The organism is Tsuneonella rigui, assembly GCF_003958625.1.
GTDB classification, from domain to species: domain Bacteria; phylum Pseudomonadota; class Alphaproteobacteria; order Sphingomonadales; family Sphingomonadaceae; genus Tsuneonella; species Tsuneonella rigui.
Genome location: NZ_RSEL01000028.1, coordinates 40,214 through 59,347, shown reverse-complemented (window position 1 = coordinate 59,347; position 19,134 = coordinate 40,214). Strand labels below are relative to the sequence as shown.

Here is a 19,134-nt window from a genome sequence, read left to right as displayed (position 1 = left end):
CCGAATCTGATGGGTCGCCAGGGCGGAGGGCGTCGATGAGCTGGTCGAACTGGTCGGGAAGCGTTCGCGCTCCAGCAGCCGTGCAGCGGCCCAGGACCGAAGACGAACTGGCGGCGATCGTCCAACGCGCCCGCACCGTCCGCCCGACCGGCGCGGGGCACTCGTTCATGCCGCTCTGCGCCAGCGACGACGCGATTGTCAGCTTGGAAGAGCTCGAAGGCGAGCTCACGGTCAGCGCCGACCGCACCACCGCGCGGATTCCCGCTGGATGGAGCATCAAGCGGCTGACCGCAGCGCTGTGGGAGCATGGGCTCGCGCTCGCCAACCAGGGCGACGTGAACCCGCAGTCGCTCGCGGGCGCGATGGCGACGGGCACACACGGGACGGGCGCGGGGCTGGGCAATTTGGCGACCTTCGCACGCGGCTTTCGCCTGATCGGCGCCGATGGCGGCGCGAAGTGGTGCGATGCCACGACCGAACCCGACCTGTTCCAGGCGCAACGCCTGTCACTCGGCATGTTCGGCATCGCGACCGAGATCGAGTGCGAGGTGGTCCCGGCCTTCCACCTCGCCGAACGGATCGAGAAGCGGCCGTGGGGCGAGGTCCGCGAACGCTACTTCGATCTGGTGCGAGACACGCGCCATGTCGAGTTCTGGTTCTTTCCGCACGCAGACAGCGTGATCCTCAAGACGCTCGAGCTGTGCGATCCGTGCGATCCGCCGCCGTCGACCACGGACATGGAGGAAACCGCCTTCCGGCGCCTGCTCAACGTCGGCGCCTTCATCCCGCAGCTGGTGCCGACTTTGCAGCGCTTGATGATGCGGACCGACATGAACGGGCGCCGACGCGGCCCGGCTCACGCGATTTTCCCCTCCGACCGGACCATTCCGTTCGAAGAGATGGAATACGAGATGCCGCAGGCTGCGGGCCTCGAGACACTCGACGAGGTGGTCGGTCGGATCCGCAAGAAGCGCCTTCCCGTCTCGTTTCCGTTCGAATTTCGGGTCGTCGCGCCCGACGATATCTGGATGAGCCCGATGAACGCCGGCCCGGTCGCGGCGATCTCCATGCACCAATACGCGAAGATGCCGTGGCGCGCGCTATTTGCCGATGCCGAGGCGATCTTCCGCGCGCATGGCGGGCGGCCGCACTGGGCGAAGCGGCACACGCTGACCCGCGATGATGTAGATGCGCTCTACCCGATGGCCGAGCGCTATCGCGAAGTGCGCCGCGCGGCGGACCCGGCGGGCAAGTTCCTCAACCCCCATCTTTCGGAGCTGTTCAGCTGATGGACGACCGCGAACTTCACGCTCACCTGATCGGCCAGCAAGGCTCGCGCACGGCACTTAACACGCCGGTTCTGGTGCTCGAGCTCGACCGGCTCGATCGCAACATCGCGGCGATGCAGGGCAAGGTGACCGCGCGCGGCATCGCGCTGCGCCCGCACGCCAAGACGCACAAGAGCGTGGACATCGCCCGGCGCCAGCTTGTCGCCGGCGCGGTCGGCGTATGCTGCGCGAAGATCGGCGAGGCTGAGGTGATGGTCGACGGCGGCATTCGCGGCGTGCTGATCACCTCACCGGTCGCCGCGCCAGCAGCGGTGGTCCGGCTGGCGGTCCTGGCCGGCCGAGCGGACGGGCTGATGGCGACGGTCGATCATCCCGACGTGGCGCGCCGGATCGACGCGGCTCTGGCCGGGGCGGACGCCACGCTCGACGTGATCATCGACATCGATCCTGGCATCCGCCGGACCGGCGTTGCTTCGCCCGATGCGGCGGTCGAACTCGCGCGCACGATCGCCGAATGCCCGCGCCTGAACTTGCGAGGAGTCCAGTTCTACTGCGGCATGCAGCAGCACATCGAGGAGTTCGCCGCACGCAAGGCGTCGATCGAGGAACGCACGGAATACTTACGCAGCGTGATCGCGGCGCTCGACGAAGTCGGCTTCGGGCCCGAGATCGTCACCGGCTCGGGCACCGGCACTCACGCCATCGACCTCGCGCTGGCCGTGTTCACCGAGTTGCAGGCCGGCTCTTACGTGTTCATGGACACGCAGTACCTCGATTGCGATCTCGACGGCAGCGGTGCCGTGCCGTTCGAAACGGCGCTGGCGGTCGACACGCGGGTGGCGAGCGCGAACCACGAGGCGCTGGTGACCATCGACGCGGGCTTCAAGTCGCTCTCGACCGACGGCGGTTCTCCGCGGGTCGCGGATGGAGCACCGGCCGACACCGCCTTTGCCTTCATGGGCGACGAGCACGGCGCCTTGATCGCACCCGAAATAGGCCAACGCCTGCGCCCGGGCGACGCGGTGACCTTGGTAGTACCGCACTGCGATCCGACGGTGAACCTCTACGACAACTATCACGTGGTGCAGGACGGTACGCTGGTCGACATCTGGCCGGTCGGCGCCCGCGGCCGCGCGCGGTAACTGGTCGAACCGCGATCTGGTGACATCCCGCAGCCGAAAATTACCGAATTCGTAACCATGTTTGCCCCATCGCGGATGGGTAACCGACGGTCCGAGGCACCGATGCTCAAAGGCACTGACATTCGCCGCGGCCTGGCAGGCCTGATGCTTCTGGCTATCCCGTTGGGATTGCTCGGTTTCCTGATGCTCATGCGCGGCGAGTTCCGCGACGTTCGCGAACTGCGCGCGCTGGTCGACCAGTCGGTCGAAGCGCGGGCGGAGCTTGCCGAGCTGCTGGTCGAGCACCTTAATGTCGAAACCGGCCAGCGCGGCTACGTGCTGACCGGCAAGCGCGAATTCCTGACGCCCTACCAGGAAGGTAAGGCGGGCATCGCCGCTACCTTTGCCTCGCTCGAGGACGAGGGCCGCCGCGAGCCGGCGATTGCGCAAGGCATCGCGCGGCTCAAGCAACTGTCGCAGCGCAAGCTCGCGTTCGTCGACGGCAATATCGCACGAATGCAGGCGGGCGACACCGCGGGAGCGCGCCAGGCTGTGGCCGAGGGCGAGGGCAAGCGTCTGATGGACGCGATCCGGGCCGAAGTCGGCCGGCTCGACGATATCGAGCGCGCGCGCTTGCCGCAGATCATCAACTCACGCGACCGTTCACGCGAGCGGATCGAGCAGACGACTTACCTTCTACTCGGAGCGTTCTCTCTGCTGCTGGCGCTGGTGGCGATCGTCACCGGACGCGCGATCCGCGAGCGGCAGCGCGAGTTCGCGCGCGCCAACATGCTCGCCGAGCGCAACCGGGTGATCCTTAACGGCACGGTCGACGGGCTGCTGCTGCTGGACCACGACGGCTTCATCCAGGGCGTCAATCCCAGCATCGAGCGCCTGTTCGGCTTCGACGAGGCGCACCTCGTCGGCAAGCATAACACCTACCTGATGGCGACTCCGCCGAAGCTCGAAGACAGCGTTGCCTGGCTGCACTCGGTCGGCAGCGCCGGGGTCAGCGGGGCCGGGCGGCAGATGGAGTTCACCGGGCGCCGCCGGGACGGGACGATCTTCGAAACCGACGTCGCCATCAGCCGAATAGAGTCAGGCGAGAACAGCTACGTCGCGATCATCCGCGACGTGACCGACCGCAAGCGGATCGAGGGAATGAAAACCGAGTTCGTCTCGACCGTCAGCCACGAATTGCGCACGCCGCTGACCTCGATCGGCGGATCGCTGGGTCTGCTGGCGTCGGGCGCGGTCGGCCCCCTGGGCGAGAAGGCCGCGCGGCTGGTGCAGATCGCGCACAGCAACTGCGAGCGGCTGATCCGCCTGATCAACGACATCCTCGACATTGAGAAGATCGAGTCGGGCAAGATGCATTTCGACATGCGCCGCATGCGGGTAACACCGCTGATCGACCGCGTCGTCGCCGCCAACGCCCAGTTCGCGGCCAATCACGGGGTCACGCTGAAGGCGCAGCCGCCCGCTTGGCCGATGGTGGTAGAGGGCGATGCCGACCGGCTCGAGCAGCTCGTCACCAATCTCGTCTCGAACGCGATCAAGCATTCGCCGCGCGACGGAACCGTCGAGCTGATTGCCCACCAGCATGGGCAGAGCGTGCGGATCGACGTGTGCGACCGGGGCGGGGGCATCCCGCAGGAATTCCGCAGCCGGATCTTCGGCAAGTTCGCGATGGCAGACGGCTCGGACAATCGCGCGCGCGGAGGGACGGGTCTCGGCCTGTCGATCGCGCGCGAGATCGCACAGCGGCACGGCGGGACGCTAACCTTCGCCGATCGCGCCGGTGGCGGAACCACCTTCTCGGTCGACCTGCCGATCATCTGCGAAACCGCCGCCGAGCGCGCCGCTGCCAAGCCGGGCCTGCCCGCGGTGCTGCATGTCGACGATGATCACGATTGCCTCGACGTCGTTGCCAGCGCGTTCGAGGGCAAGGCGGCGGTGGTTTCGGTCGCCACGCTGGAGGAAGCGCGCCGCGCGATTGCCGCTCGCCGATTTGCCGCCGCGATCGTCGATGTCAGCATGGCACCCGAGAATGGGCTGGAACTAGTGCCTGAACTGCGCGCGTCGCAAGCCGGGCTGAAGGTGCTGCTGTTCACCGCGATCGATGATCCCCACGCCGAGGGACGGGTCGATGCGGTGCTGGTCAAGAGCCGCAGCTCTATCGAGGATCTGGTCCGGACGACCATGCGTATGGTCGGGGACGCCGAAAGGAATGCCGCATGACCCGGGTGCTCTACGTCGACGACGAGCCCGACATCCGCGAGATTGCCGAGATGTCGCTCTTGCTCGATCCTGAGTTCGAAGTTCGCACAGTGGCTTCGGGCGCGGAAGCGCTCGGCGCCGCGACCGAGTGGTCGCCCGACATCATCCTACTCGACGTGATGATGCCCGGAATGGACGGACCCACCGTGCTTTCGCGGCTACGTGAGGAAGGCATCGCCACCCCGGTGCTGTTCGTCACCGCGCGCGCGCAACGGTCCGAGATCCAAGGCTTCGCCACGCTCGACGCCAAGGGCGTGATCGCCAAGCCGTTCGACCCGGTCTCGCTCGCCGCGCAGGTGCGCGCGTTCCTGTGAGCGGGATCGAGAGCAAGCTCGCCGAGCTTGCCGCGCGCTTTGCCGCGCGCGCCCCGGCGGAACGCGCCGCTATCGCTGAGGCGCTCGCGGCGGGTGACACCCAAGAGGTGATCGATCGCGCGCACAAGCTCGCCGGGATCGCGGGCATGTTCGGACATCACGAGGTCGGGCAAGCGGCGCTCGCACTCGAGGAAGCGGCGATGGCGAGTGAGGATTGCGCCCAGCCGGGAGCGGCCCTGCTGGCGCTTCTCGACCGTCTTTAGGCCGCCGTCGCCCCGCCGAACCCCTTGCGGGTCATCGTGCCCCAGCTCTGCTGCTTGCGCAGGAACTGCCACCAGCCCTGCAACCGCCACAGGTTTGAGAGTTGGCGGTAGCCGAAGTTCTCGATCACCGCGATCAGCGCCAGGATTGCGATCTCGCGCGCCCGCGGGAAGCGGCGTAGCTGCACTTCCTCGAGGATCAGCGTCGCCACGCTGACGAACACCCCGAAGGTGAACGTGACCGACAGGAACGCCAGCAGCCACGGCAGCGCGAGCAGGCCCAGGCCATAGAGCAGCGGCACCAGGATGTAGCCGAGGATCTCCACCAGCGGGCCGATTACGTCCACCAACAGGATCTGCCCGAATCCGATAAACCCGATCCGCCCGTATCTGGGATTGAAGCACATCGCCTTGTGCTTGGCGAAGCATTCGAGCGCGCCGCGCTGCCACCGGCTGCGCTGGCGGCCGAGCACTCTTGCGTCCTCGGGGCACTCGGTCCAGCAGACCGGCTCGGCGATGAAATCGATGCGGTAGGGCTGCTTCAGATCGCGCATGTGCCGGTGGAGCTTGAGCACCAGCTCCATGTCCTCGCCCACAGTGCCGTGGCTGTAACCGCCGACCTCGACCACGCGTTGGCGCTTGAACAGCCCAAACGCGCCGGAGATCACCGTCAGCACCTGCATCTTGCCCAGCGCGAGGCGGGCCATCAGGAACGCGCGCAGGTATTCCATGATCTGCACCAGCGCGAGGAAGTTACGCGGCAGGCGCACCTCGGTCACGCGGCCGGAATCGATCGTGCAGCCGTTAGCGATGCGGATCGTGCCGCCCGCCGCTACCGTGAGGTTCGGCTCATCGATGAACGGGCGCACCACGCGCAGCAGCGCGTCGGGCTCGAGGATGGAGTCGGCGTCCATCGCGCAAAACAGCGAGGTGCGGCAGGCGTTGATCCCGGCGTTGAGCGCGTCGGCCTTGCCGCCGTTCTCCTTGTCGATCACCAGCAGGCGGGGCAGTGCAGGGCTGGCGTAGAAGCCGCGGATGCGCGCGTGGCCGACCTTGTCGTCGACGTAGCGCTCGACCCTTTCCAGCCCGAACTCCTTGATCACCCGGACGAGGGTGCCGTCCTTCGAGCCGTCATTGATCAGCAGCACCTCGAAATCGGGATACTGCAGCGCGAGCAGCGAGCGGACGCTTTCGACCACGGTCAGCTCTTCATTGAACGCCGGGGCGAGCAACGAGATCGGCGGCGCCTGGTCCGAATAGCGGCGCCACAGCGTCGCGCCGCGCGGCACCGGCGGGCGGTTGGACAGCGCGAAGGCGGCGAACACCAGTTGGACGATGTAGAACGCCACCTGCAACAGCCCGGTCACGATCACCACCAGCGCAATCGCTTCGGCAGAGGTGGTCATCCACCCCTCGGCCCAGGTGAGGCCCGAGAGATTCACGCGAGGCCCCGTTCGGCGAGCGTGGCCTTGGCGGCTGCGCGCGCTGTCGGGGCAGGGTCGATCGCCGCGCGGTGCAGCGCGAGCCGTCCGGCGGAGCCGAGGCGGGCGAGCGCCTCGCCAGCACGGAAACGGACCCACCACTCATCGTCGTCGAGCAACTCCGCCAGCCGCGGGACAGCCGCCTTCAGCGCCGAGCGGCCGGCAGCTTCAGAAGCCGAGGCGCGCACTTGCCAGGAAGCGCTGTCGAGCCCGGTCAGGATCGCATCGTGCCCGGCGGGATGGCCCAACCGGCCGAGCGCGCGGAAGATGCGCGGCTGGAGATCGCTGTCCTCCCCCGCAGCCTCCGCCATCCACGCGACCAGCGGGGCGTGATCGACTGCGCCGCTCTCGGCGAGCGCATCGGTCGCCGCGAGCTTGGCGGCGTCGGGCAGGTCGAGATCGTAGAGCAGCGCCTCGACCGCCTGCGGATCGGTCTTCACCAGGTCGCGCATCAGCGAAACCATCAGCAGCGAGTTCTCGCTCGTGCCGATGCCCAGCTTGCGCACCAGTTCGCCGGCAGGCGGCGCGCGGCCTTCCTGCGCCAGCGCGAGCGCGGCGCCGAGCCGCACGTCGGGGCTGGGATCGGCCAGCGCGACCTTGGTGACGGCAGGCGCATAGTCGGGGAACATCGCCAGCGCTTCGGCCGCGACCAGCCGGTCTTGCGCGGTACGCGAGCGCAGCCGCCGGGCCAATTCCTCCGCCGCGCCGGTCGCGGTCGCCGCGGTGACCAGCGCCTCGCGATCGGTGCCGCGTACGAGTTCGGCAAGCTCAAGGGTAAGGGTCGCCGCGACGCTGCGGGCGAGCTTCGAATTGCCGACATCGGGCGTCTCGCCGCGGATCATCGCGGGCAGCAGCTTGCGGCGCATCTCCTCCCGCCGGCGCGCACTGCCTTCGGTGATGACGCGCGCGAGCAGCAGCCCCGCCACTCCGATCAGCGCGACGGAGCAGAGCAGCAGCGAAAAATCCCACAGCGAAACGAGCGTGGTCAAAAGTGCGCCTTCACACCCAGCCGGAATTCGGTGCGGTCGAACCCGCCATCGCGCCACTCGCGGGAGAGCGAGCCGGTCACGCCGAAGCGATTGCCGAGCGGGGCTTCGACCCCGCCGAACAGCCCGGTGACGCGGGTGACCACCCCCAGATCGGTGTCGGGACCGTTCGAGACGCCGCCGAACACGCGCCAGCCGGCGGCCGGCACATAATCGCCACGCAGCAGGCCGCCCACTTCCAGCGGCCCGTCGTCCGCCACGGTGCCGATCCCGCGCAGCGTGATCCAGCCTTTCCCGCCAGCGAGGTACTGCACGACGCCCGGGTTGATCGTGACGACATCCTGCAACGGGAAGCGCTGATAGGCGCCGTCGAGCGTCAGCACGGTCGCGTTGCCCTGCGACAGCCGCACGTCGATTCCACCGCCGACCTCGATCTCGGGGCGGAAATCGGCGTTGGGCGTGCCGCCTAGATGCGCGCGCAGCCAGATGTTGTCGGACGGGTGAAGGCTCACGCGGCCGACCAGCTCGACATCGTCGAGGCCGAAGCGATGGTAATACGCCGCGCGAGCGCCGAGGGTCGTTCGTTGGCCTGCCGGAACCTGCAGATCCGCCGCGACTTCGGTCCAGTCGCGCGCGCCGCCGGTCAGGTCGCTGAGCGCACCCTCCAGCGAGAAGATTCCACGATGGGAGTCGTGCGGCGCCCCCCGGCGCGCGGCTACCGCCGCCAATCCTTCGCGTGCGTCGGCATAATCAGGCGCTTGCCGCAGGACCGCCTCGAACCCCGCCTGCGCGGCGTCGAGATGGCCAAGCGCGAGCTCGGCATAGGCGAGCTGCAATTGAGCGTCGGCGTCGCCGGGACGCGCGGCCAGCCAGCTTTCGAGCAACCGCTTGGCCTCGGCTGGCCGTCCGGCCTGCCTCGCGGCGACCGCGGCGTCGTAGCCTCCGGGCGCCTGCGCTGCGACCGGCACTGCTGCCAGCGCCACGGCAAGCCCGCAGCCAAGCGCGATGAACCTCATACCTTCTTGCCCGCCAGCAGTCGTCCGAGGCGGATCATCAGTTCCTCCGGGAGGAACGGCTTCACGAGGTAATCGTCCGCCCCGAGCTCGAGCGCGCCGACGACATCGGCCTCGCCCCGCCGCGCGGTGAGCATGATAACCGGCGTTTCGGCGTACTTGGCGCTCGCGCGCATGCGGCGGAGCACCTCGAAGCCATCGTGCACCGGCATCATCATGTCGAGCACCACCGCCTGCGGCTCGGCCTCGTCGAGCTTGGCCAGCGCCTCGCGCCCGTCGTGCGCGACCACGGTCTGGTAGCCGCGCGCGCCAAGGCGAAACTCGAGCAGTTCGGTGAGGAGGGGCTCGTCATCGGCGATCAAAACGACGGGTGAAGCTGTCATGCGCCTGGCTCTAGCCTCGCGAGGGTGTTGGTTTGGTTAAGAGCGGTATAACAAATGATACGCTGTCCTCGGGGGCGAGGGGCAACAGCGCATCATCCGCTCGGGCGCTCAAGCGCAATACCTTGGCGAGGTTAGCTAACGAATATTGCAGGCAAATCTCGGCGATCCGTTCAACAGGCGGGGTGAACGGTAGCCAAGGATGAGGGTTCCACTCCGGCTAGAAGGTGCCGCGCACGGAGAACGAGAACACCGGCCCGATCAGGCGATCGCGGCTCTCGATCGTTTGGATCGGGGTTGCGCCGCGCAGTCCGGCATAGGTCACCCGTTCACGCCGCGAGCGGGCGTTGAGGACGTTGCCGATCTGGGCACGCACGGTCAGCCCGAACACGTCCTTGTTCTCGACGAAGGCCGACGCGAACACGGGCCCCTCCCATACGTGATCGACCGAGTTGCTGCGGTAGTTGGGCTGGTTGTGCGAATAGTTCGCCTCCGCGCCCCAGGCCCAGTTGCTCTCCGGGATATCGTGCCGCAGCGCGATGCTCGCCTGGGTGTCGGTGAAGCCGCTCCACTGGCGGGTCTCGCCAGTGAACGGGTCGCGCAGGGAGGACTTCTGGTACACGAAATCGGTGTCGATCTTCATGCCCTTGATGCCCGCAGGATCAAGGTTGATGGTGTTGGTGAGCACCACCGCGGCGGCCCACGATTTGGGAATATTGCCGACCGACTCCCCGCCCGCGACCGGGATGACGTCGACGAAGTCCTCCACGTCGCGATAGATCAACCGCAGTTTGCTGGACCCCCACGGGCCCCACTTCTTGTTGATCTCCGCCTCGTAGCTCCAGTCCTGCTGCGGGCGCAGGTCGTTGTTGCCGGCGTTGGCATTGCCGTCGTTAAGAAAGGCGCGCGCCAGGAAGTCGTAGAACGACAGTTGCAGCACCCGACGGCGAATCTTGAGCGAGGCGTCGAAATCGGGGCTGGGGGTCCACGCGAACGAGAGCGTGCCCTTGGGGCGGAAGAAGCTGCGCGTCAGGCCATTCGCGCCGGTCTGCGAGATGGTCGAATGCTCGGCCCCACCGACGATCTGGAACGACAGCGTGTCGGTGATCTTGTGACCGAAGCTGAGCAGTCCCTCGTAGCGATCTTCGGAAACTCCGCCGGTCCCCTCGGGGAAGGGGATTTCAACAAACTCGCCAGACGGGTCGAGCGTGAACAGCCCCGCGACGTTGTCGAGCGTGTTGAATGCCGCCTCGCCCGAGAGCTGCCAGTCGCCGCCCAGCATCTTCCAAGTGTACTCGCCGCGCGCGATGGTTTCGCCCAAGTCGCCGGTCTGGGTGAAGCGGTCGCCGATGTCGGTTGAGCCGTCGGCGAAGGAAACGCGCGACTGCTCGAAGTACGGTTCGTGGCTCAGGCGCCTCAGGCCGATCGCCTTCAGGCGTCCAGGGCCGAGGGCAAACTCGTAGTCGCCGCCCAGTTCGTAGTTCCAGCTGTCGCTCTGCTGCCGGAACACGCGGAAGCGCTCGGGCAGGCCGGGCGAGGTGCGCTCGCCTTTCTCGAGGTAATGATCGTGGATCAGCTGGTAGTGCGCGTTGGCGTGGCCGACGCTCGACCCGGGGCCGTCCCAGGTCACCTTACCCGACAGCTTTGGGGTGTCGTAGTGGGTGTCCCACACGTCGTAGCGGCGCTCGACCAATGCCCCGGCACCGTTGGTAATGAGTGTCTCGCCGCCCGCGCCGCTGCGCGCGGAGTTGTCGTTGTTGAGGCCGATCTCGTACTCGATCGCACCGGTGCGGCCGCTGACCGACACGTCGCCGCGAGTCAGCAGCGGATCGGTGTAGTGCGCGCGGAACTGCGGCTTCCACGAGAACTGGCCGGAGAAGTTGTCCGCCCGGAACACGATGTTCGCGACCTGGCCCGACAATCCCGGGATATCGAGCGTGGCGCCGTCGAGGATCTCGATCCGCTCGACATTGTCTGCCGGAATGCGGCTGAGCAGGGTGCCGAGGTCGTCGGACTTCGATGACGGGCGCTGGCCGTTGAACAGTACGTTGCCGGTCGCCTGCCCCAGTCCGCGCAGCTGCTCGCTGTCGCGAATGGTGAAGCCCGGCACCTGGCTCAGCATATCGTACGCGTTCTTCGGCGCGTAGCGGACGAAATCGGCCTTGGTGTAGACCTGGCCCGAGCGCGGCGCCGGCTGCGCGGTCGGCGCGGGTGCGTCGCCAGTCTCGGGAGCGGTTTGCGCCAGCGCGGGCGTGCCCGCCACCAGCGCGAGGGTTGCGACCCCTGAAAGCAGTTTCATGCGTCCTGCCTCAGTTCTGCGCCGCGGCGTTCATGCGCCGGGCGTATTCGGGGGTCACGCCGACAGCCTTCATCGCGACGACGTCGTCCGCCTTGGGGTGGTAGCCGGCGTCCGCCAGCGCGCGCAGATAGTCGGCATCGACCTCCAGCGCGCGGCAGGCGATCGCGTCGTCGAGCTTATCGAGCGTAAGACCCGCGACCTTGAGGCTGGCGACGTATTCCGGGGTCACTTCGAGCGCCGCTGCGGCGATCACATCGTCGGAGGATTCCGGCGCCACGCCTTCGCGGGTCAGGCCGTCGATCAGGGCGCGGTTGGCGCCCAGCAATGTCATCGCCAGCAACTCACCGTCCCCGTCGGGCGCGAGGTTGCGGGCGCGCAGCTCCGCCTCGAATGCCTTGTCGGCGGCGAAGGTGCAGGACCCGCGGCCTTCATACGCGTCTTCGTTCGAACCGAGACAGGTCAGTATGCCCGGTTCGCGGTCGAGCGTGAAGGCGACCGACCCCTGCGAACCCAACGCGGCGCGGATTGCATTGAGATCCGCCTCATTGTCGAGCGAGAATGAGGTGTTGCTGGTGTCGTGGCGAAACTCGATCGTCGGCGCGCCACGATCGTCGTTGGCGGGTGAAACAGACCAAGTGATCTCGGGCATGTCGCCGGCGCGGGCGGTCGTGGCGGGGCCCGCCAAGGTGGCTGAGCCGAGCAGCAGCGCGGTGGTCAGCGCGGCGATCTGGGTCACGGTCTTCATGGGAAGCTCCTCTCCTCTTCGGGCCGGCGCAGGGCGAGCGTCAGGGCTCGCCGGCGGGCGGCGTTTTCTCGGTTACTCAGCGGGATGTCAGATCAGGCGGCGGCTATTCGTCGTCGGGATCGTCGTCGGGTGGCGGCGGATTCCTGGTGATCGCGGTGCTCACTGTCCCATCGGGGTTGCGGCGGCTGGCGTAGACGCCGTCCGGTCCGATGATCGCCGTGGCGCCGTCCCGCACCGCGCGGATGGTGCCGGGCCCGCGGGTAACGCTCGGCGGCGGACCGCGCCGGCCCAGCACAGCCTGCACCGCGACCACATCATCGGGCTCGCTCACGTTCATGCCCGACGAACGCATCGTGCGTATGTCGCTGCCGGTCACCCCGGTTGCGCGCATGCTGGTGAGATCATCGAGCGTGACATGCGGGAAGTAGGCCCGCATCTCTTGTGCATAGGCGGGCGTGACGCCGACGGCTCGGGCGCCGATCACCTCATCGAGGTCGGCGCGCCGGTCGAGGCCGCGCATCGCCCTTGCGTAGCTCGCATCGACCCCCACCGCGCGCACTCCGATCAGGTCGTCGGCGGTCACGCTGTTGCCGAACACGCCGCGCATCTCGGCGACGTATTCGGGGGTCACGCCGGTAGCCTTGATCGCGACCGCGCTATCGGGATCGATGTAGCCATGGCTGTCGCGCGACTGGGCGAGCTCGGCCGGGGTCACGCCGACCGCCTTCATCGCGATCAGGTCATCGGTGGTCAGCGGCTTACCCGCGAGGTGCTGGGGCGCCGCGCCCTTGCCCCCGACGCCAACATGCCGCTCGCCGATCGAAGGCGTCTTGGCGTCGTCGACCGCGCGGGTGGCAATGGTGGTGAAGGCGGCGAGCGGCGCGGCGATCGCCAGCACCGCAACCAAGCTCAGCGCGCCCCAGCCGGTGCGGACCGGCCCGCGCCGGACGTTGGCGTCGAGCACGCGGACCACCCGGCGGCGGAGCGAGTTCTTCGCCGGTGCCACCCCGTGCGCGGCGATCAAGGTGCCGCTGTTGTCGTGCCGAGCGGCGTTGACCAGCAGCGTCGCGTAATCGGACCCGGCGATGTCGGCCAGCAGCACGGTGTCGTCGGCGGCTTCTTCGCGCAGCTGGTGGCTCTCGCGCGCCAGCATCCACACCAGCGGATTGAACCAGAACAGCGCGCAGGCGAGGCGGGCGATCAGCAGCTTGGCCCAGTCGAGTCGGGCGACGTGCGCCAGCTCGTGGGCGATGATCGCTTCCGCGTCGCCGACCGCAGACACCGCGCGCGGATCGAGCAGGATAGTCGGGCGGAGCACGCCCCAGCTGATCGGTGAGCGCAGTTCCTCGCTCACCAGCAGCGCGGTGCCGTGCTTGAACCCCATCCGTCGCTGCGCACCGGCCAGCGCAGACAGCCAGGCGCCGTCGACCAGCACCTCGGCCCGGCGGCGCATCGCGAACAGGCGCATGACCGCAAGCAGCATCATCCCGAACATCACCGCGAGCGGCAGGGCATAGACCCACACCGCCAGCGTCTCGGGCGAAGGTGCGACGAACGGCGCCGCCGCCACGGGGGCGACGGCGTCGCTCGCAGGCACGGCCACCGAAGGGACACCGGCGGCCGGCTCAAGCGTGGTTTGGGGCATGACCAGCGTGGTCGCCTCCGCCGCGAACATCTGCTGCGGCAGCGGCGCCCATTCGGGCAGGAGGATGGAGGCGGCGGGCAGCAGCAGTACCGCGAGCAGCCCGAAGTGCGCGATCAGCGAGCGTTCGGCGGGGCTGCGGCCCTTGGCGAGGCGCAGCAGGCCGAGCGTGATCCCGGCGAGGACGAGCGACTTGAGCGCAAGGCTCGTCAGCAGCGAAGCGGTCAGCACCATTACTTCCTCCCCTGCCGCGCGCGGGCGATCAGTTGTTCGAGCTCGTCGAGCTCGGCATTGTCGAGATTGTCCTGCATACCGAGCAGGGCCGCGGCGGCACTGGTGGGCGAGCCGTTGAAGAACACCCGCACCACCTGGCCGAGCGCCGACTTGCGGGCAGCTTTCTCCGAAACGCTGGGCGCATAGACGAACCCGTGCGCGCCCTGCGAGCGCTCGACGAAGCCCTTCTTCTCGAGCCGCTGCAGCATCGCGCGGATCGCCGAGCCGGACACCTCGTCTTCCAAGGCATCGCCGATCTCGCCGACCGTCGAGCCACCGCGTTCATAGAGGATGTCGACGATCTGACGCTCGCGCGGGGGCAGGTTGGACAGCATCGCGAATCACCTCAAGTGCTACATTTGTAGCGGTGCTACATTTGTAGCGTGAGCGATGCAAGCGCTAATCTGCGGGCGCGCCGAGTCCTCGGTCGAGGCGGCGCCCGGCTAATCAATCCTGGGCGATCGGCAGCCACACGGCGCTCGGCGCGTCTCCGCCCCGGCGGATGGTTTCGGTCGCATTCGCATAATCGGCCGGCTTGGCCGACATGATCGACGGCACCCAGGTCTGCGGGTTGCGGTCGTAGAGCGGGAACAGGCTCGACTGCACCTGGATCATGATCTTGTGACCCGGAAGGAACACGTGATCGACGTTGGGCAACGACCATTGGAAGGCATAGGTCTTGCCCGGTTCGAGCGGGGCCGGGGTCGAGAAGCCGTTGACGTAGCGCCCGCGGAAGATCTCGATGCCGATGCCGAGCTGGTAACCGGCCATCTTCGGATCGGCCGTGTTCTCTTCGGGATAGACGTCGATCAGCTTGACCACGAAGTCGCTGTCGCGGCCGCTGGTGGCGGCTCGGAGGTCCACCTTTGGCGCGCCCATGATGTGCACCGGCTTGTCGAGCACACCGGTTGAATAGCTCAGCACGTCGGTACGGCCGTCGACGAAGCGCTGGTCCTGCACCAGCCACGTGCGCCATTCGTCGCCCTGCATGTGGATCGGGCGCGGCAGGAAAGGCACCGGCTTGGCCGGGTCGGACACGTAGCTGTCGCTGCCCGCGGCCGGCTTGGCCCACGACAGGCCGAACCCCTTGTCGAGGTACAGCGGGGTGAGGGTGCCCGCCGGCCATTCGCGCGACACTTCCCACCGCTGGTCGCCGGTGGCGTAGGTCAGCACAGGCGGGGTGTCGCACGCGGGCGCGTTGGTCTTGAGGTGACAATCGAGGAACGGCTTCATCCAGCGCGTGCGGAATTGAAGACCGGTGTCGCCTTCCCACTTGAGCGGTCCGAGCTCTCGCGCTTCGTAGTTCACCTGGGAATGGCGCCAGGGGCCGATGACCAGGCTAAGCATGTCGTTGGCGGCATCCTGCTTTTCCAGCGCTCGATAGACCGCCGGCGCGCCGTAGCTGTCTTCCTGGTCCCATTGGCCGACCACCAGCATGGTCGGCACGGTGAGCTTGCGTTCTGCCAGAAGCTTGTCGAGCGCCTGGCTCTGCCACCAGGCGTCGTAACTGGGGTGCTCGAGCACCTTGCGCACGACCGGAAGGTCCAGCAGTCCATAAGCCGCCGCGTAGTCCATCGCCGATCCCGCCTCGAGATACGCGGTGTATTCGTCGCCGTTGCCCTTGGGCACGCTGCCGCCGCCGTTCTTCACCGTCTGGCCGAGGTCGTAATCGAACCCGAAGGTGCGGAACGCGCCGTTGTGGAACCAGTCGTCGCCCATCCACCCGTCGACCATCGGGCTCTGCGGCACGGCGGCCTTCAGTGCGGGATGAGGATCGACCAGGGCCATCAGCGAGGTGAAGCCGAGGTACGACGAACCGGTGATGCCGACTTTGCCGTTGCTCTCCTTCACGTTCTTCACGAGCCAGTCGATCGTGTCGTAGGCGTCGGTGGCGTGATCGACCTCGGTTGCATTGAGGGGCCCGCGCAGTGGCCGGGTCATCACGTAGTCGCCCTCCGATCCATGGAGGCCGCGCACGTCTTGATAGACGCGGATATATCCGTCGTTGACGAACTCGGCGTCGGCGATGGGCAGTATCTCTTCGATCTTTTGACTGCGGCTGCGGCTCGTCGCTTTGGCCGCGTCATACGGCGTGCGGCTCAACAGGATCGGCGCATCCGTAACGCCCTTGCGATGGACGATGACGGTGTAGAGCTTGGTGCCGTCGCGCGTCGGGATCATCACCACCTTGCGCACGAAGTCGGCCTGGGGACGAACCCAGTCGTAGTCCTTCACCTGCTCGTTCAGCATCGTGTCGGACGATGGGGCCGTCTGAGCGGCAACGCCCGGAGCGAGTAGAGCAAGAGCGAGCGGCGCCAGCATGAGACTGCGGGCGATCGGAGGGCGTTTCGTCATAGTCGAAACGTCACGCCTATTGCGTGCCGGGTCAACCGATTCCGGCGACCCGAGCGGGCCGCGTCAACGTCGTGCAGAAGAGTGTGGTGCGCCAAGCAGTCTGGAGCGGATCAGTCTCCGACCCTGTTTTCCCTGATTTACAGGGAATCTACAGGGAAATTGACATTTTCCGGGCCGGTTTGGCGTTCACGAACCGTCTGCAACCCGCAGAATTCCGCCATTTCCTGATGCCAATTCCCTGCGCACGGAACAGGGAATTCACCCGCCCCGAACAGCGACCGATTTCGCGCAAACAGCGAAGCTTCCGCGTCAAACAGCGAACGGGCATCGGTTGCTGGGTGATGGCTGCAAGATAGTGGAGACTGCGGATCATCGATCCTAACCCGGTACCGAACCAAGTGCGCGTTCCCTCTTCGTTCTTGACATTTGGCGGTGAACGTGATAAAGGGCGCGCTTCAACCATCGCCGTGAGGCAGACGGAGGAACGAGCATGAACTACCCTGCCCAGCAGGTGATCGAACTATCGATCGACCTATTGAAGCCTTACCCGCGCAACGCGCGGACCCACTCCAAAAAACAGATCAAGCAGATCGCCTCGTCGATCCAGCGCTTTGGGTTCACCAACCCGGTGCTCGTCTCGGACGCCGGCGAGATCATCGCCGGCCATGGCCGGGTCGAGGCAGCACGCCTGCTTGGCCGCAAGACTGTTCCTACGCTTGCCATGTCGCATCTCTCTGAGACCGAGCGGCGCGCCTATGTGCTGGCCGACAACAAGCTGGCGCTCAATGCCGGGTGGGACAAGGAGATCCTGGCGATCGAGCTCCAGGCACTGGTCGATCTCGACTTCGACGTCGAGCTTACCGGGTTCAGCCTGGCCGAGGTCGACCTCGCGATCGACGATGCGCGCGAGGCAAGCCTCGACGGACCAATGGAACCAGAAGATGCGGTGCCAGCGGCGTGCGGCGAACCCGTCACCCGGATGGATGATCTTTGGCAACTCGGTCGCCACCGCCTGCTGTGCGGCGACACGCGTGACGGAGCCGGAATGGACCGACTGATGGCCGGCGAGCGCGCCGACCTCGTGTTCACTGACCCGCCGTACAACGTCGCCATCGACGGCAACGTTTGCGGGCTGGGCTCGGTCAAGCACCGCGAGTTTGCCTTCGCCTCGGGCGAGATGAGCCAAAGCCAGTTTACCGGGTTCCTGACCGAGACGCTGGGCAACACAGCACGGGTCATGCGCGACGGCGCGATCGCGTTCGTGTGCATGGACTGGCGGCACATGGGCGAGCTGCTTGCCGCCGGCAGCCAGTGCTTCACTGAACTCAAGAACCTGGTGGTCTGGAACAAGACCAACGGCGGGATGGGGGCGTTCTATCGCTCTAAGCACGAGTTGGTGTTCGTGTTCAAGCAGGGCACGGCAAGCCACACCAACACGTTCGGCCTTGGCGAGACCGGGAGGTACCGCACCAACGTCTGGGACTACGCCGGCATCAGCTCGATCGGCGCCAACCGCTCCGACGAGTTGGCCATGCATCCCACGGTCAAACCGGTCGCGCTCATTGCCGATGCTATCCGCGATTGCTCCAAGCGGGGCGAGATCGTCCTCGACGGGTTCGGCGGATCGGGCAGCACGCTTATCGCCGCCGAGAAGACCGGGCGCTGCGCGCGGCTCATCGAGTACGACCCGCTCTACTGCGACACCATCATCCGCCGCTGGCAGGATTACACCGGCAAGCGCGCAAAGCTTGTCACCACCAACGACTGCTTCGAGGATGTTGCTGACGCTCGACGTGGCTTTGGTCTGGAGGCCGCATGATGAGCGCGGTCGACGAGAAGGACGACGGCAATGATCTGCCGGTCCCCTACAAGGTCGGCTACGGCCGCCCGCCGGCAGAGCACCGGTTCCGCAAGGGCAGCTCGGGAAACCCACGGGGACGGCCCCGCGGTGCGCACAACAAGCCCAAGGTCGACACCGGCGTCGGCATGCGCGGTGCCGAGGCATACCTGCGCGAGGAGGCCTATCGCACGGTGACCTTGCGCGAGGGCGACCGGGTCATCGAGCTGCCGGCGATCCAGGCAGTGTTCCGGGCGATGGGAGTGTCAGCCCTCAAGGGCAACCGGTTCGCCCAGAAGACCTTGAGCGAGATGGTCACCAAGCTCGAGCGTGATGACTTCAGTTCGAAGCTAGAGGCGTTCGGGGCATGGGTGAACTATAAGCACGAGTGGACCGAGGCGATCGAGCGCGCGAAAAAGACCGGTGCGGAGCTGCCGCTGCCGATCCCGCATCCCGATGATGTGATCCTCGATCCGTACACGGGCGATGTGAAGTTCACTGGACCGATGACGAAAGAGGCGCGTGATCGTCTCGATCATGCGCTCGCCCGCCGAGCCGAGGCGCAGGACAATGTCAATTCCTACGCGGACCAGTACAAGCAGCTGCCCGATGACGACCCCTTAAAGCCACATTACCTCGATGATTGGCACTGGGAGCAGCGGATGTTCGACCTCATCAACGATGCCGTGACCGAACGCTACAAGGTCAAGCTGGAGAACCGGTCGTATCGGGAAGGGGCGTCGCGGTCGGGCAAGGCGCTCGAGGAATTGCGGGAGAGCAAGAAGCTTCGGGACGAGTATATCGAGTGAGTGACTGAGCTGACGTTCGTATGTCTGGAATTGGGCCGTCTAGGGACTGA

The 19,134-nt window shown here is 66.8% G+C and carries 16 protein-coding genes; 7 read left to right on the top strand and 9 right to left on the bottom strand.

Annotated features, from left to right (window positions below; all coding sequences use genetic code 11):
- The first annotated feature begins 35 nt into the window (after window positions 1–35).
- From ELY12_RS11880 to ELY12_RS11860, 5 genes are all read left to right on the top strand, one after another.
- On the top strand, window positions 36–1,289 hold the full coding sequence (locus tag ELY12_RS11880) for a D-arabinono-1,4-lactone oxidase (protein ID WP_126176927.1): 1,254 nt from the start codon (window positions 36–38) through the stop codon (window positions 1,287–1,289).
- Window positions 1,289–2,431 (top strand): DSD1 family PLP-dependent enzyme, encoded by a 1,143-nt coding sequence (locus ELY12_RS11875; RefSeq protein WP_126176926.1) that lies wholly within the window; start codon window positions 1,289–1,291, stop codon window positions 2,429–2,431. The genes ELY12_RS11880 and ELY12_RS11875 overlap by 1 nt, the downstream gene beginning before the upstream one ends.
- A gap of 144 nt (window positions 2,432–2,575) precedes the next feature.
- Window positions 2,576–4,651, top strand: a complete 2,076-nt coding sequence (locus ELY12_RS11870; protein WP_206435825.1) for a CHASE3 domain-containing protein — start codon at window positions 2,576–2,578, stop codon at window positions 4,649–4,651.
- Window positions 4,648–5,004 carry a response regulator gene (locus ELY12_RS11865; RefSeq protein ID WP_126176924.1) on the top strand — a complete coding sequence of 119 codons (357 nt, stop codon included), beginning with the start codon at window positions 4,648–4,650 and terminating at the stop codon, window positions 5,002–5,004. The genes ELY12_RS11870 and ELY12_RS11865 overlap by 4 nt, the downstream gene beginning before the upstream one ends.
- Window positions 5,001–5,267, top strand: coding sequence for an Hpt domain-containing protein (locus ELY12_RS11860; protein WP_126176923.1), 267 nt, complete (start codon window positions 5,001–5,003; stop codon window positions 5,265–5,267). Before ELY12_RS11865 ends, ELY12_RS11860 begins: the two co-directional genes overlap by 4 nt.
- Here ELY12_RS11860 and ELY12_RS11855 read toward each other — a convergent pair.
- The 9 genes from ELY12_RS11855 to ELY12_RS11815 form a co-directional block, all read right to left on the bottom strand.
- A complete protein-coding gene (locus ELY12_RS11855) occupies window positions 5,264–6,706 on the bottom strand; it encodes a glycosyltransferase family 2 protein (RefSeq protein ID WP_206435824.1) in 1,443 nt (480 codons plus the stop codon). The genes ELY12_RS11860 and ELY12_RS11855 overlap by 4 nt on opposite strands.
- A complete protein-coding gene (locus ELY12_RS11850) occupies window positions 6,703–7,734 on the bottom strand; it encodes a HEAT repeat domain-containing protein (RefSeq protein ID WP_126176922.1) in 1,032 nt (343 codons plus the stop codon). Before ELY12_RS11850 ends, ELY12_RS11855 begins: the two co-directional genes overlap by 4 nt.
- Window positions 7,731–8,747, bottom strand: a complete 1,017-nt coding sequence (locus ELY12_RS11845) for a YaiO family outer membrane beta-barrel protein (RefSeq protein ID WP_126176921.1) — start codon at window positions 8,745–8,747, stop codon at window positions 7,731–7,733. The genes ELY12_RS11850 and ELY12_RS11845 overlap by 4 nt, the downstream gene beginning before the upstream one ends.
- Window positions 8,744–9,127, bottom strand: a complete 384-nt coding sequence (locus ELY12_RS11840; protein WP_126176920.1) for a response regulator transcription factor — start codon at window positions 9,125–9,127, stop codon at window positions 8,744–8,746. The genes ELY12_RS11845 and ELY12_RS11840 overlap by 4 nt, the downstream gene beginning before the upstream one ends.
- Window positions 9,128–9,344: 217 nt before the next feature.
- Window positions 9,345–11,423, bottom strand: a complete 2,079-nt coding sequence (locus ELY12_RS11835) for a TonB-dependent receptor plug domain-containing protein (protein ID WP_126176919.1) — start codon at window positions 11,421–11,423, stop codon at window positions 9,345–9,347.
- Window positions 11,424–11,433: 10 nt separating this feature from the next.
- The gene (locus tag ELY12_RS11830; protein WP_126176918.1) at window positions 11,434–12,168 is read right to left on the bottom strand and encodes a hypothetical protein; all 735 of its coding nucleotides are present in this window, start codon (window positions 12,166–12,168) and stop codon (window positions 11,434–11,436) included.
- A gap of 103 nt (window positions 12,169–12,271) precedes the next feature.
- Window positions 12,272–14,044, bottom strand: a complete 1,773-nt coding sequence (locus ELY12_RS11825) for a M56 family metallopeptidase (protein ID WP_126176917.1) — start codon at window positions 14,042–14,044, stop codon at window positions 12,272–12,274.
- Window positions 14,044–14,418, bottom strand: a complete 375-nt coding sequence (locus ELY12_RS11820) for a BlaI/MecI/CopY family transcriptional regulator (RefSeq protein ID WP_126176916.1) — start codon at window positions 14,416–14,418, stop codon at window positions 14,044–14,046. Before ELY12_RS11820 ends, ELY12_RS11825 begins: the two co-directional genes overlap by 1 nt.
- Window positions 14,419–14,530: 112 nt before the next feature.
- On the bottom strand, window positions 14,531–16,438 hold the full coding sequence (locus ELY12_RS11815) for a CocE/NonD family hydrolase (protein WP_241229839.1): 1,908 nt from the start codon (window positions 16,436–16,438) through the stop codon (window positions 14,531–14,533).
- 490 nt (window positions 16,439–16,928) lie between these two features.
- On the opposite strand from ELY12_RS11815, the gene ELY12_RS11810 reads away from it, so the two are divergent.
- Window positions 16,929–18,257: a site-specific DNA-methyltransferase gene (locus ELY12_RS11810; RefSeq protein WP_126176915.1), complete on the top strand. Its 1,329-nt coding sequence runs from the start codon at window positions 16,929–16,931 to the stop codon at window positions 18,255–18,257.
- A complete protein-coding gene (locus ELY12_RS11805) occupies window positions 18,257–19,084 on the top strand; it encodes a DUF5681 domain-containing protein (RefSeq protein ID WP_126176914.1) in 828 nt (275 codons plus the stop codon). Before ELY12_RS11810 ends, ELY12_RS11805 begins: the two co-directional genes overlap by 1 nt.
- Window positions 19,085–19,134 lie beyond the last annotated feature (50 nt).

Bases quoted from the DNA above. Each gene is read 5' to 3' on its own strand.
- ELY12_RS11805 (WP_126176914.1), top strand. From the start codon at position 18,257: ATGAGCGCGGTCGACGAGAAGGACGACGGCAATGATCTGCCGGTCCCC.
- ELY12_RS11865 (WP_126176924.1), top strand. From the start codon at position 4,648: ATGACCCGGGTGCTCTACGTCGACGACGAGCCCGACATCCGCGAGATT.
- ELY12_RS11825 (WP_126176917.1), bottom strand. From the start codon at position 14,044: ATGGTGCTGACCGCTTCGCTGCTGACGAGCCTTGCGCTCAAGTCGCTC.
- ELY12_RS11875 (WP_126176926.1), top strand. From the start codon at position 1,289: ATGGACGACCGCGAACTTCACGCTCACCTGATCGGCCAGCAAGGCTCG.
- ELY12_RS11815 (WP_241229839.1), bottom strand. From the start codon at position 16,438: ATGACGAAACGCCCTCCGATCGCCCGCAGTCTCATGCTGGCGCCGCTC.
- ELY12_RS11880 (WP_126176927.1), top strand. From the start codon at position 36: ATGAGCTGGTCGAACTGGTCGGGAAGCGTTCGCGCTCCAGCAGCCGTG.
- ELY12_RS11830 (WP_126176918.1), bottom strand. From the start codon at position 12,168: ATGAAGACCGTGACCCAGATCGCCGCGCTGACCACCGCGCTGCTGCTC.
- ELY12_RS11870 (WP_206435825.1), top strand. From the start codon at position 2,576: ATGCTTCTGGCTATCCCGTTGGGATTGCTCGGTTTCCTGATGCTCATG.
- ELY12_RS11820 (WP_126176916.1), bottom strand. From the start codon at position 14,418: ATGCTGTCCAACCTGCCCCCGCGCGAGCGTCAGATCGTCGACATCCTC.
- ELY12_RS11835 (WP_126176919.1), bottom strand. From the start codon at position 11,423: ATGAAACTGCTTTCAGGGGTCGCAACCCTCGCGCTGGTGGCGGGCACG.
- ELY12_RS11810 (WP_126176915.1), top strand. From the start codon at position 16,929: ATGAACTACCCTGCCCAGCAGGTGATCGAACTATCGATCGACCTATTG.
- ELY12_RS11840 (WP_126176920.1), bottom strand. From the start codon at position 9,127: ATGACAGCTTCACCCGTCGTTTTGATCGCCGATGACGAGCCCCTCCTC.
- ELY12_RS11845 (WP_126176921.1), bottom strand. From the start codon at position 8,747: ATGAGGTTCATCGCGCTTGGCTGCGGGCTTGCCGTGGCGCTGGCAGCA.